12 protein-coding genes are annotated in these 12,967 nt (G+C 34.5%); 10 read left to right on the top strand and 2 right to left on the bottom strand.

Features of this window, described 5'->3' with window-relative positions; all coding sequences use genetic code 11:
* Positions 1-11 precede the first annotated feature (11 nt).
* Both B0A66_RS00960 and B0A66_RS00965 read left to right on the top strand, forming a co-directional pair.
* Positions 12-1,187: an alpha/beta fold hydrolase gene (locus B0A66_RS00960; protein ID WP_089047973.1), complete on the top strand. Its 1,176-nt coding sequence runs from the start codon at positions 12-14 to the stop codon at positions 1,185-1,187.
* 26 nt (positions 1,188-1,213) lie between these two features.
* The gene (locus B0A66_RS00965; RefSeq protein WP_089047974.1) at positions 1,214-1,912 is read left to right on the top strand and encodes a LytR/AlgR family response regulator transcription factor; all 699 of its coding nucleotides are present in this window, start codon (positions 1,214-1,216) and stop codon (positions 1,910-1,912) included.
* Between the two features lie 59 nt (positions 1,913-1,971).
* On the opposite strand, the gene B0A66_RS00970 is transcribed toward B0A66_RS00965, so the two are convergent.
* Both B0A66_RS00970 and rsmG read right to left on the bottom strand, forming a co-directional pair.
* Complete coding sequence (locus tag B0A66_RS00970) at positions 1,972-3,387, bottom strand: alkaline phosphatase (protein WP_089047975.1); 1,416 nt, start codon at positions 3,385-3,387, stop codon at positions 1,972-1,974.
* A gap of 54 nt (positions 3,388-3,441) precedes the next feature.
* Positions 3,442-4,071, bottom strand: a complete 630-nt coding sequence (rsmG, locus tag B0A66_RS00975) for a 16S rRNA (guanine(527)-N(7))-methyltransferase RsmG (protein WP_089047976.1) — start codon at positions 4,069-4,071, stop codon at positions 3,442-3,444.
* 107 nt (positions 4,072-4,178) lie between these two features.
* On the opposite strand from rsmG, the gene B0A66_RS00980 reads away from it, so the two are divergent.
* From B0A66_RS00980 to B0A66_RS01015, 8 genes are all read left to right on the top strand, one after another.
* Complete coding sequence (locus B0A66_RS00980; RefSeq protein WP_089047977.1) at positions 4,179-5,273, top strand: fatty acid desaturase family protein; 1,095 nt, start codon at positions 4,179-4,181, stop codon at positions 5,271-5,273.
* Positions 5,274-5,350: 77 nt separating this feature from the next.
* Complete coding sequence (locus B0A66_RS00985; RefSeq protein ID WP_089047978.1) at positions 5,351-6,541, top strand: pyridoxal phosphate-dependent aminotransferase; 1,191 nt, start codon at positions 5,351-5,353, stop codon at positions 6,539-6,541.
* Between the two features lie 154 nt (positions 6,542-6,695).
* Complete coding sequence (locus tag B0A66_RS00990) at positions 6,696-7,709, top strand: hypothetical protein (protein ID WP_089047979.1); 1,014 nt, start codon at positions 6,696-6,698, stop codon at positions 7,707-7,709.
* A gap of 173 nt (positions 7,710-7,882) precedes the next feature.
* Positions 7,883-8,341: a ferritin-like domain-containing protein gene (locus tag B0A66_RS00995; protein WP_089047980.1), complete on the top strand. Its 459-nt coding sequence runs from the start codon at positions 7,883-7,885 to the stop codon at positions 8,339-8,341.
* Between the two features lie 289 nt (positions 8,342-8,630).
* The gene (locus B0A66_RS01000) at positions 8,631-10,505 is read left to right on the top strand and encodes a peptidase U32 family protein (protein ID WP_089047981.1); all 1,875 of its coding nucleotides are present in this window, start codon (positions 8,631-8,633) and stop codon (positions 10,503-10,505) included.
* 369 nt (positions 10,506-10,874) lie between these two features.
* On the top strand, positions 10,875-12,035 hold the full coding sequence (gene purT / locus B0A66_RS01005) for a formate-dependent phosphoribosylglycinamide formyltransferase (protein WP_089047982.1): 1,161 nt from the start codon (positions 10,875-10,877) through the stop codon (positions 12,033-12,035).
* A gap of 3 nt (positions 12,036-12,038) precedes the next feature.
* Entirely contained in the window at positions 12,039-12,356 is a 318-nt protein-coding gene (locus B0A66_RS01010) for a DUF6370 family protein (protein WP_089047983.1), read from the top strand.
* Entirely contained in the window at positions 12,356-12,931 is a 576-nt protein-coding gene (locus tag B0A66_RS01015) for a Crp/Fnr family transcriptional regulator (protein ID WP_089047984.1), read from the top strand. Before B0A66_RS01010 ends, B0A66_RS01015 begins: the two co-directional genes overlap by 1 nt.
* Positions 12,932-12,967 lie beyond the last annotated feature (36 nt).

Consider the following 12,967-nt stretch of genomic DNA (forward strand, 5'->3'; position numbering starts at 1 on the left):
CACATTCCTAAATGAAGAAATATTTACTACCTACTCTTTTCATTCTTTGTTCTTTTTTTAAAGTACAAAGCCAAACGAAAACTATTGATACTTTAGTCGATGTTGGCAATCATAAAATTCATTTCAAAATTGTACCGGGCAAAGGAACTCCTGTTCTTTTTGATGCGGGTGGAGGAAATGACGGATCAGTGTGGAATTCTATTTTAGATCCGATTTCAAAAATTACCAATGCACCGCTGATTACTTACGATCGTGCTGGATTTGGAACAAGTACTATCGATACTTTACAAACAGATGAATCTAAACATGGTATTATAAGCAGCATTGAAGATTTAGAAATTGGTCTAAAGAAATTAGGCTACGATAAAGATATTGTCTTAGTTTCCCATTCGTATGGAGGTTATCTTTCTAAGCTTTATGCATCCAGACACCCTAAATTAGTAAAAGGTGTTGTTTTAATTGATGTCAATCACAACTATTATGAAGATGGTTATATTGAAAAAGTGCTGGCAACACAGGATAAACTTATTCCACAATGGAAAAAGAATAACAAAGGCACTTATTATATGTCTGCTACCATTCAGGAAACGGTCAGGATTATGAGTAAAGTTAAAATTCCGCAACATATTCCGGTAATTGATTTTGTGAATGGAATTCCTTTCTTAAAAACCACTGAAGAAATAGAACGCTGGAAAGAATGCCACCGAAATTACGTTGCTAATAATTCTAATGTTACAGGTATTACAGCGCATGATTGTGGTCATGGTATCTGGGTGGGTAATCCGTCATTGGTTATTACTTCAATTTCAAAAATATACGCCGGCTCATCAAAACAAAAAGCAGAAATTCAGGAACACGCCCTCGAATATGCTTTGACAGCAAACAATCAAGAAAAAGCAGATGTTTTAGCCTTTAATAATTCTGAAGATGATTTAAACACTTGGGGATATGAGCTATTAAGAAAAAATGAAAATCATAAAGCAGCAGAAGTTTTTAAACTCAATATTACACTGAATCCACAAAGTTCTAATGCTTATGACAGCTATGGAGAAGCTTTACTAAAAACAGATCAAAAGCAAGAAGCAATAAAAATGTATAAAAAGGCAATTGAGCTAAATCCTGAAAGTGCAAATGCTAAAGAAGTTTTAGAAAGAATTTCAAAAGACAGCGCAAAACAACTACATTAGATTTTTTTTATTCTATTCTTTTTTTGATGAAATACAAATGCATTATTGTTGACGACGAACCTCTGGGACGAGAATTAATTGCTTCGCATCTAGTAAATTTTGAAAGTTTCGAATTAATCGATTCTTTTGAAAATGCGCTAAAAGCGTATACCTTTCTGGAAACAAATACGGTCGATTTAATTTTTCTGGATATTGAAATGCCTTTACTAAAAGGAAATGATTTTCTGAAAAAACTAAAAAACCCGCCTAAAGTTATTTTCACAACTGCTTACCGCGAATATGCCATAGAAGGTTATGAACTCAATGTGATTGATTATCTTTTAAAACCCATTACGTTTGATCGCTTTTTTGTTTCCATCGAAAAATTCAAACAATTACAAAGTGTAAAAAAGGAAGTTAAAACGAATCAGGAGAATCATATTTTTGTGACGAGCGGAAGTAAAAACATCAAAATAATCTTTGATGAAATTTTATACGTAGAAAGCTTAAAAGATTATATAACGATACATCTGGAGAACGGAAAATCACATCACATCAAACAAAATATTTCGGTTTTTGAAAAACTGCTCGATACTGATTTCATCCGAATTCATCGTTCTTTTATTATTCAGTCCAAAAAACTGACGGCGTATTCTAAAAATGAAGTTGAAATTAACTCGGTAGAAATTCCAATTGGTAACAGCTACAAAGAAAACTGGCTGGCGTACCTCAACACTTCTAAATAAAAAATCCCCATGACTTTAAATCTAAAATCATGGGGATTCTGTTTATCCTTTAAAATAAATTAAAACTTATTTTCAACCTCAGCGGCCTCAAGCATTAAATAATGCAGATCGGTATTTTTCACAAAAGGTTTTAAAAGTTCACTTCCTGGTCCAAACATAGCCAGTTCAACATAATCAGCAGAGTGATCCATACTGATCCAACCTACAGAATTGATCTTACCCTGCATATCTGAAAAAGCTTTATAAGGTAACTTTTTGTAGTTGTACAAGCCTTCTTCTTTATGCAAACCGTCATAATAGCTTAGTACCGTTTTTGCTTCCTCTTCTTTTACCGAGTGTCCGTTTGCTTTTTCTATAATTTCACGAACCTGCGCAACAGACGTATCCGATTTTATCTGATTCAGAATCCACTCGTTTGTTTGCGTATATTTTTGAATACTATCAAAATTATTGTTGGCATCTTTACCATAAATAATCCCAGGATTAGCATTTCCGTGATCCGTAGTAATGATAACTAATGTTTCTTTGTCTTTCTCTGCAAAGTCTATGGCTACTCTTACGGCTTCATCAAATTCAATCTGCTCATGAAGCAAAGCTGCAATATCGTTTCCATGTGCAGCCCAGTCTACTTTACCACTCTCGACTTGAAGAACAAAACCTTTACCATGGTTTTTCATTCTGTCGATAGCCTTCTGTGTCATTTCTCCCAGACTTGGAACTGTCCTTTGTAAAGTATCATCATTATTTCTATCAACATAGTACGGAAGCGCATCTTCAGCAAATACACCTAAAATTGGCTGAGAGCTTAAAGCACCCTCCATTTGAGATCGTGTTTTTACTACCTGATATCCTTTTGCTTTATAGGCAGCAAATACATCTTTTTTATCTTTTCTTAATTCAGGGCTAAAGTATTTTAATCCACCACCCATCATAATATCAAACCCAAGTTCTAAATACTGCTCTGCAATATCTTCCTGAGCATTTCTGCTTTTACTGTTGACACAAAAACCTGCTGGCGTTGCATGTGTAATAGGAACGGTCGTTACGCAACCTGCCATTTTTCCGGCTTTTTTAAATTTTTGCCAGATTGGTAAATTCGGTGCTCCTTCCGGACTAACATTTAGTGCTCCATTATTAACGCGGAAACCTCCACCCCATGAAGAACTTCCCGCAGACGAATCTGTTACAATAGAATTCGCAGATGCGGTATCCATCAAAGCACGGGAAACAAGACTGTCTTTGTATAATTGTATCCAGGTAGAACCTTTACCTGTTTTTCTGTTCAAAAATATATCGGCCATATTTAAAGTTCCGGTACTCATTCCGTCACTCACTAAAAAAATAATGTTTTTGGCTTTTTTATTTTTGTTGATTGATTCTAAATCTAAAACATTCGCAGCTCCCTGAAACGGATTCATAACTGCTGCTCCAATGGTTAATAAAGAACCACTTTTAAAGAACTTTCTTCTATTCATTATAATAATTAATTTTCTAAGTAATAATATGAGATTGCATTGTATCGAAATGCATTACACTACAAATTTCAAAGGCAGGTGTACCACTTTTTTAGTTTCAAAAAACTCATCTTCAAAAATGGTCGATAAATCATATAAGGTAGCTTTAGGAAAATCTTTTAGTTCCTCTGTTAAGTCACCACCTTTCAGATATAAAATTCCGTTTTTCAACGTATGCTTGTGTTGTTTTTTAATTTTGGTTCTAATCCACGACACAAAATCCGGCATATTGGTTACGGCACGGCTTACGATAAAATCAAAATCACCTTTTACATTTTCAGCACGAAGTTGTTCTGCTTTTACATTTTTTAATTCTAATGCATCAGCAACACCTTGTACTACTTTTATTTTTTTGGCAATGACATCGATAAGATAAAAACGTGTTTCCGGGAAAAGAATCGCTAACGGAATTCCTGGGAATCCACCTCCGGTTCCAACATCAAGAACAGTTGTTCCTGGCTCAAATTTCATGATTTTTGCAATTCCAAGTGAATGCAAAACGTGTTTTGTATATAAGGCATCAATATCTTTGCGCGAAATAACATTGATTTTTTCATTCCAGTCGTGATATAAAAAATCTAATTTTTGAAATTGTTCGATTTGAATGTCGGTCAAATCAGGAAAATATTTCAGAATCTCATCCATTGCTCTATTTTTTTAACAAAAGTAATACTTTACGATTGAAATATTTAACTCAATTTTGCAAATTGAAAATTTATAATAATTACCTTTGAAACTTATTTAAAATAATTATGAATAAGACGATCCCAACATTTGCGAAGCAAGACAATCTGAAGTTCTTTCGAACACTTAATTCTCGGGTAAACAATTACTTCAAGGAAAACAACATTCAGAAAACCGGAAACTGGAAGCTGCATTTAAAAGCGGTTATTTTATTCGCGGTTTTCCTAACGCCTTATTTTTTAATACTTACACTTAACATGCCTTTCTGGGTAATGATCATTTTATCAGTCGTAATCGGAATTGGAATGGCTGGAGTTGGAATGAACGTGATGCACGACGGAAATCACGGTTCTTATTCAAACAAAAACTGGATTAACAAATTCATGGGAGGAACAATTTATGTTCTTGCCGGAAACGTTTATAATTGGCAGGTACAACATAATGTACTGCACCACACCTATACTAATATTCCCGGACACGACGAAGATTTAGATGCCGGAAGAATTATCCGATTTACAAAAGATGCTGAATGGCATAGTTTTCATCGTTTTCAGCATTACTATTCTGTTTTTCTTTACGGATTACTAACCTTTAACTGGGCGATTACTACCGATTTTAAACAAATGCGTAATTACCTGAAAAGAAAACTTTCTTATGGTGAAGCCAAAAGCCCTAAGATTCTTTGGACTACTTTAATTATTACCAAAATAATTTACGTTTCGATCTGGATTGTATTACCAATCGTGATTGGAATTACATGGTGGAAAGTTCTTGTTGGCTTTTTTATCATGCATTACACAGCTGGATTAATCTTAAGCGTTGTGTTTCAATTAGCACACGTTGTAGAAGAAACTACAAATCCTTCTCCAAATGAATTAGGAGAAATGGACAATACATGGGCAATTCACCAATTGTTTACCACTACTAATTTTGCACCTAAAAATGCTATTGTAAACTGGTACACAGGCGGATTAAACCATCAAATCGAACACCATATTTTCCCGAATATCAGTCATATTCACTATGGTAAAATTGCAAAAATTGTAAAAGAAACAGCAAAAGAATGCAATTTACCTTACTATGAATACAAAACCATGACAAGCGCTGTTATTGCTCACTTTAAGCATTTGCGCGAATTGGGAATGAAACCGGAACTAGCATAATACAAATAATCCTGTATCGACAGGTACAGGATTATAATACAATTTCAATATAATATTAAACCGCAATTAACTACACAATGAATCACATTCTTTCGGACAGAATCAACAACTTAGCAACATCACAAACCTTGGCAATGGCAGCATTAGCACGCGAATTAAAAGCACAAGGAAAAGACATTATCAGTTTAAGTTTAGGTGAGCCTGACTTTAACACTCCAGATTTTATTAAAGAAGCCGCTAAACGCGCAATCGACGAAAATTACAGTACTTATTCTCCAGTAGACGGTTATCAGGAATTAAAAGAAGCGGTTTGCAGAAAATTCAAAAGAGATAACGGATTAGACTACAAACCATCTCAAATTGTAGTTTCTACAGGAGCAAAACAATCTTTATACAACATTGCTCAGGTAATGCTAAACGATGGTGATGAGGTTATTTTACCTGCACCTTACTGGGTTTCTTATTTCGAAATCGTAAAACTTTCAGGTGGAGTTCCTGTTGAGGTTCCTACTTCTGTAGAAACAGATTTTAAAATTACACCAGAACAATTAGAAGCAGCAATCACACCAAAAACAAAAATGATGTGGTTTAGCTCACCTTGTAATCCTTCTGGATCTGTTTACAGCAGAGAAGAGTTAACAGCTCTTGCAAAAGTGTTAGAAAAACATCCAAATATATATGTAGTTGCTGATGAGATTTATGAGCACATTAATTTCTCAGGAACTTTTTGCAGCATTGGTTCAATCCCGGGTATGTTAGAAAAAACAATTACCGTAAACGGAGTTGCAAAAGCATTTGCTATGACAGGATACAGAATTGGTTATATCGGAGCTCCTGAATTTATCGCAAAAGCGTGTACAAAAATTCAAGGTCAGGTAACTTCCGGAGCGAACTCTGTAGCACAACGCGCTACTATTACTGCTGTAGATGCTGATCCAAGCGTATTAAACGAAATGGTTCAGGCTTTCCACGGTCGTAGAGATTTAGTTGTTGGATTGTTAAAAGAAATTCCAGGTGTAAAAATCAACGTTCCGGAAGGAGCATTCTACGTTTTCCCAGACGTTTCTTCTTTCTTCGGAAAAACATTAAGAGGAACTGAAATTAAAGATGCAAACGACGTTTCTATGTATTTGTTAGCTGAGGCAAACGTTGCAACGGTAACAGGAGATGCTTTTGGAAATCCAAACTGTATTCGTTTCTCTTACGCAACAAGCAACGACATTTTAAAAGAAGCTTTACGCAGAATCAAAGAAGCTTTGACTGTGTAATCAATATTCATACTTATACAAATAAGGCCTCTGGAAATTCCAGAGGCTTTTTTTATTCTGCGTGCGGCATTTAGATTAATTACAATTTTTCTAATTTAGAAGTTAACATAATGTGATATGTTTGCAACTTCAATTAATAAAACCAATCACAAAAATGAAAAAAAGATTTCTTCTAATTTTGACCGTTATACTATTTTCTAAAAATATTACTGCTCAAGTAAATCCAGACTTAATGATTTCCGTTTTTTACAAAGGCGAAAGTGAAAAGATTAATAACGAAAATTCTTCTGCTATATATGATGAAATTTATGACATGTTTGAAAAGTACAATGCCATTTCAGAAAAAGCAAGTCTTAAAAAATTTGATGAGAAAGAAGTTTTCTTCAAAAGCAATCTTTCTGAAGAAAAATTAATTTCCTGCATCGATTCGCTGTCAAAAAATTCTAAATTAAGCTTAATCACTCAATTTAAAAAGCAACAACTTGTACTTGAATCAAATTTCCCGAGTTTCTTTCAAAAAAACAATAGTCTTGATTTTGTCAAAATAAATTTAAGATCCTTTGATGCAATTAATGAAAACAAAAAGAAAATAATGATTGACAGTATCCATGCCAGAGCCGAGAATAGTGGTACGCTTTTAGAAAAAGATTTAATCTATCATACAATCAAACTTCAGGATAACATTAATATTTCGTCAAAAAAAGCGACAGGATTTGCAACATATAATGTAAAAATCTTAACAGACTATGCTATTCAAAAATTAAATAAAGCAAATTTAATTACTACGTTTTCAATAAATAAAAAGGAAATAAAAATAGTAGAAATTTATAACAAAATTTTTGTTTTTGATGTTTTAAACGAAAGCAATGACTTCACTAAAAAAGCTGAAAATTTTAATTATTGGGCACTTGACATCAATAACAAAAACGAAATAAAATGGGGATCAAACATGTATTATCTTATCTACAAAGATGTTTATAATATCTTTAAACTGAATAGAAAAACAACTAAAGAAGAGTTGAAAAAACTTTTGCCAGTAGAAAAATTACAAAGAATGAAAGAAAATGGATTTTATAATGTAATCGAACATGAGCACGCGTTTGACAATAATATCTTATTTTATTCAAAAATATATGGTATATCAAAAGATATTAAAGTAAAAATATAAATAACTGTTTTCTTCAATTTAAAATATTTTCAGATAGTAGTTACAAAAAATCAGAAATAAAACTTTCACAATTCCCATTCTACAATTTTATAAACAAGCTCTATAATTCTGTAAAACAAGAGGTTTCATAAAGTCCCATCTTTGTAATATAAATTAATTAAAAAATTGAAATTATGTCACATACACATGAAACCACAAAAGAAACAGTTAGTACATTAGAAGGATTAATTTCTATTCTGGAAGATGGAAAATTAGGGTATACTAATGCAGCAGAGCATGTAGAGAACTCAAGTATTAAAGCAGACTTTTTAGACTATGCCCGAGAAAGAGCATTATTTATTGTCGAAATTCAGGATCAAATCAATAAACTAGGAAAATCTACAGACACTTCAGGCGGAGGTCCGTTAGGTGCCTTACACCGTACTTGGATCGATATTAAATCATCGTTTACAGGTGGTGATACAGAAGCAATTGTAAATGCTTGTATTACAGGAGAAGAAGCAGCCATCGAAAAATACAAAATGGCATTAGAAAAAGACGAGCTTGAGCCAAATCAAATCGCTATTGTTTCAAAACAATTAAACAGTATCGAAAATACTTTGACAAAAATTAAAGCCCGCAAATTATCTTAATACATACCGTATTTAGACAATAGAAAAACTACTTGATTATTAAATTCAAGTAGTTTTTTTTGTTTAAAAATGTTTTTGATTGAATTTGCATATCGCGAATCGCGATATGCAAATTCAATCAAAATTTCCCTAGCTCACAAACATCCAAAATTGTTTCTTTAAATAACTTCATTCCATATTACGTTAACAATTTCAAAAAAACTCCTTCAGTATTAGCAAACTCAAATAATTTATAAGACCTTTGCACACTTTTTTTCGGGAATACCACAAAAAGCCTAAAGTTTTAGAAATGAAGAAGAAAATCGAAATATTAGCTCCTGCTAAAGATTTAATTGGAGGAATGGCAGCCATTAACAGTGGTGCCGATGCCGTTTATATTGGTGCGCCGCAATTTGGAGCCCGATCAAATGCGAACAACTCTATAGAAGATGTTGCCGCATTGGTACAATATGCACACTTATTTAATGCTCAGGTTTTTGTGGTAATGAATACCATTTTATACGACAATGAATTAGAAACCTGTCGCAAAATGATCTGGGAATTGTATGATATTGGTGTTGATGCGCTAATCATTCAGGATATGGCAATTATGGAAATGGACTTACCTCCTATCGTACTTCATGCCAGCACACAAGCAAACAACCGTGATGCCGATAAAATTAAGTTCCTAAAAGATGCTGGAATCAAACGTGTGGTTTTAGCCCGCGAATTAAACCTGCATCAAATAAAAGAAATCAGCGACAAAGCAGATGTTGAATTAGAATTTTTCGTTACCGGTGCTCTTTGTGTATCATTCAGCGGAAACTGTTATATGAGTGTAGCCAACGGAGAACGTAGTGCCAATCGTGGTTCTTGCGCTCAAAACTGTCGTTTGCCTTATAACCTAATCGACGGAAACGGCGATACTTTAATCAAAAACAGTCACTTACTTTCTATAAAAGACTTAGATATTTCAGATCAAATTCCAAATCTTATCGAAGCGGGAATTGTTTCTTTCAAAATTGAAGGTCGTTTGAAAGATGTTGTTTACGTAAAAAACAACGTTTCTTTCCTACGCCAGAAATTAGACAGCTTTTTAGAGGCCGAAGGAAACGATAAATACATAAAAGCTTCTTCTGGAAAATGTACTTATACTTTTGATTCTTCTTTAAGCAGAACGTTCAACCGTGGTTATACAGATTATTTTGTAAACGACAGAAACCATAGTATCGGTTCTTGGGAAAGCCCAAAATCAAAAGGACAATATATTGGTAAATTGGTTAGAACTGTTGGAAATGCTTACGAAATCGAAAACGGAGAATTCCTGAACAATGGAGACGGACTTTGCTTTATCAACGAAAACAATGAAGCCGACGGAATTTATGTAAATAAAGCGGAGAACGGAATAATCTATCCAAATGTTTTAAAAGACATCAAACCGGGAACTTTCATTTACCGTAACAACGATGCTGCATTTATTAAAATTGTAGAAAGAGAAGACAGTGCGGTTCGAAAAATCAGCACCATTTTATTGCTTACAGAAAACGAAACAGGTTTTGAACTAATCGCTACTGATGAAGACGGAAACGTAAGCACAGTAACTTTAGAACATCCGAAAGAAACAACAAAAAATAACGAATCGATCGCTGAAAACTTCAAGACCCAATTGGCAAAAACAGGTTTCACACCTTATACCGCCGATGAAATTAATGTAATGTTTTCTCAAAACTGGTTCCTTCCTATTTCAAAAATCAACGAAATGAGAAGAACGGTTTATGATCAGCTTACAGAAATTCGTTTAGCAAATTACAAGCGCGAAGAACACCAATTGGTAAAAACATCGCATCCTTATCCGGAAACCAAACTTGATTTCATGTACAACGTTTCGAACAAAACAGCACGTAAATTCTACGAGCGTCATGGCGTTACCGAAATCGAAAAAGCATTTGAATTGCAATGGGATCCAGGAAAATCACGTGTAATGACAACCAAATATTGCATTAAATACGAATTAAAAAAATGCCCAATACACCAGAAAGATATCATGGGGGTTAAAGTAAAAGAACCATTGGTTTTAAAACAAGGCGAACTTGAATACAAACTAAAATTCAATTGCAAACCTTGCGAAATGGAAATCTGGGAAAAAGATGCTGAATTTGAAATCGAAGAAGATCACTTTCACTAACTATACAAAACCGATACTTTTAAAGTGTCGGTTTTTTTGTTTTGGGCGTGTCCACAAGGGCCGGGCTATTCGCTGCAAGTCCTCGCTCTTCCTTCGTCAGGCTCCGGGCTATCCGCTTCTATCCCTCACGCAAAGCTACCCATTGAAATTTTAGATTTCAGATTTTAGACTTTAGATTCAATGTTTCATGCTTTAGACCTTACGTTCTTTAGTAAAACTATCCACAATCTTGTCTTTTCTCTATCATTACTTAATCCTTCTACAAAAACAATGCTCCCCCACCTAAATCTTTTTGATCTTTACTGTTAAAAGCATTTTTTCGTTACTTTTACTACTCCTTTTATATTACAATATTTCAAATATATTCCTATGAAAATACTACTTCTGGGTTCAGGCGAATTAGGCAAAGAATTTGCCATTGCCGCACAACGAATCGGACAAACTATAATCGCTGTCGATAGTTACGAAAATGCTCCTGCAATGCAAGTGGCACATGGTTTCGAAGTAATTAATATGCTCGATGGCGATGCACTGGATCAAATCGTAGCCAAACACAAACCAGATTTTATCGTTCCGGAGATCGAAGCTATCCGAACAGAACGTTTTTACGATTACGAAAAACAAGGTATTACCGTAGTTCCTTCTGCAAAAGCAGCCAACTTTACCATGAATCGTAAAGCCATTCGTGATTTAGCTTCTAAAGAACTGGGGCTAAAAACAGCAAAATATCAATACGCCACTTCAGCAGAAGAACTACAAAAAGCAGTTCAGCAAGTTGGAATTCCGTGTGTGGTGAAACCTTTAATGTCTTCTTCAGGAAAAGGACAATCGACTATAAAAACCGAAGGTGATATCGAAAAAGCATGGCAATATGCCGTTGCAGGTTCTCGTGGCGATGTAATCGAAGTTATTGTAGAGGCATTTGTAAATTTTCATTCTGAAATTACACTTTTAACCATTACTCAAAACAACAACCCAACCTTATTTTGCGCTCCTATCGGTCACAGACAAGAACGTGGCGACTATCAGGAAAGCTGGCAGCCTGCTTTAGTTTCTGAAAAAGATTTGTATGAAGCTCAGGATATGGCAGAAAAAATCACAGAAGCACTTGGCGGAGCAGGACTTTTTGGTGTTGAATTTTTCCTAACCAATGATGGTGTTTATTTCTCTGAACTTTCTCCACGCCCGCATGATACCGGAATGGTAACTTTAGCAGGAACTCAAAATTTTAACGAATTCGAATTGCATCTGCGCGCTATTTTAAGCTTGCCAATTTTTGAAATAACACTGGAAAAAACAGGCGCAAGTGCTGTTATTCTGGCCTCAGCAGATTCTAACAATCCTACTTTTACAGGAATCGAAAAAGTAGCAGCTCTACCAAAAACCGATTTCAGAATATTCGGAAAACCTACTTCAAGACCTTATCGCAGAATGGGTGTTGTATTAAGCAATGATACATTGGCAACACCAATTGAAGAAGTAATAGAACGCGCGAAAGCAACCGCAACATTAATAACCGTAAACGCTTAAAAAATGAAAAAACTAGTATTTATGATTTTCCTTTTTATCGGAATCTCAACTCAGGCTCAAAGTAAAAAAGTAATCGACAAACCACAAATTGTAGAAGCTTCGTGTGGCGAATGCCAATTCGGAATGAAAGGTAAAAGCTGTGATTTGGCTGTTCGTATTGATGGCAAAACCTATTTCGTTGACGGTACAACTATTCACGATCATGGTGATGCACATGCAGAAGATGGATTTTGCAACGCGATCAGAAAAGCTTCTGTAACTGGAGCAATTGAAAAAAACCGTTTTAAAGCGACTTCATTCACTTTGGTAAACGAAAAATAATGGCATTGATTCTTGAAAACATTGCCAAACACGTTTCCTTAACTCGAGAAGAACAAGCGTTATTTTTATCCAAAACTGAAACAAATTTTTACAAAGCCAAAACAATATTATTGAGTGCCGGTGAAGTGTGCAAACATTCGTATTTCGTTAATTCAGGAATCCTAAGAAGCTTTAACATCAATGATAACATCGTAGAACATGTCTTGTCTTTTTCCTGCGAAGGCTGGTGGATGAGTGACATGTACAGTTATTTTTCTCAAAAACCGGGACAGCTTTTTATTGAAGTTCTAGAAGATGCAGAAGTAATTTCATTATCAAAAGAAAATCAGGAACAATTGTATCTTGAGATTCCAAAATTAGAACGCTTTTTCAGAATTTTGATCGAGAATTCATTAGTTGCCAATCAACAGCGCTTAATGGATAATTTAAGTTTACCCGCTGAAGAACGCTTTGAGAAATTCTGTGCTAAATACGGAACATTGGTTCACAAAGTTCCTCAAAAACAAATTGCTTCTTTTATTGGCGTTACACCTGAATTTTTCAGCAAAATGAAAGCTAGGCTTTTGAAGAAATAAAAAAACAAGAAAACCAGTTCAATGAACTGGTTTTCT

The organism is Flavobacterium hercynium (genome assembly GCF_002217285.1).
Classification (GTDB): Bacteria; Bacteroidota; Bacteroidia; order Flavobacteriales; family Flavobacteriaceae; genus Flavobacterium; species Flavobacterium hercynium.

What these genes read in the sequence shown, in the direction of transcription:
- B0A66_RS00965 (WP_089047974.1), top strand. Translation starts at nt 1,214, where the DNA reads ATGAAATACAAATGCATTATTGTTGACGACGAACCTCTGGGACGAGAA.
- B0A66_RS01000 (WP_089047981.1), top strand. Translation starts at nt 8,631, where the DNA reads ATGAAGAAGAAAATCGAAATATTAGCTCCTGCTAAAGATTTAATTGGA.
- B0A66_RS00980 (WP_089047977.1), top strand. Translation starts at nt 4,179, where the DNA reads ATGAATAAGACGATCCCAACATTTGCGAAGCAAGACAATCTGAAGTTC.
- rsmG (WP_089047976.1), bottom strand. Translation starts at nt 4,071, where the DNA reads ATGGATGAGATTCTGAAATATTTTCCTGATTTGACCGACATTCAAATC.
- B0A66_RS01015 (WP_089047984.1), top strand. Translation starts at nt 12,356, where the DNA reads ATGGCATTGATTCTTGAAAACATTGCCAAACACGTTTCCTTAACTCGA.
- B0A66_RS00985 (WP_089047978.1), top strand. Translation starts at nt 5,351, where the DNA reads ATGAATCACATTCTTTCGGACAGAATCAACAACTTAGCAACATCACAA.
- B0A66_RS00970 (WP_089047975.1), bottom strand. Translation starts at nt 3,387, where the DNA reads ATGAATAGAAGAAAGTTCTTTAAAAGTGGTTCTTTATTAACCATTGGA.
- B0A66_RS01010 (WP_089047983.1), top strand. Translation starts at nt 12,039, where the DNA reads ATGAAAAAACTAGTATTTATGATTTTCCTTTTTATCGGAATCTCAACT.
- B0A66_RS00995 (WP_089047980.1), top strand. Translation starts at nt 7,883, where the DNA reads ATGTCACATACACATGAAACCACAAAAGAAACAGTTAGTACATTAGAA.
- purT (WP_089047982.1), top strand. Translation starts at nt 10,875, where the DNA reads ATGAAAATACTACTTCTGGGTTCAGGCGAATTAGGCAAAGAATTTGCC.
- B0A66_RS00960 (WP_089047973.1), top strand. Translation starts at nt 12, where the DNA reads ATGAAGAAATATTTACTACCTACTCTTTTCATTCTTTGTTCTTTTTTT.
- B0A66_RS00990 (WP_089047979.1), top strand. Translation starts at nt 6,696, where the DNA reads ATGAAAAAAAGATTTCTTCTAATTTTGACCGTTATACTATTTTCTAAA.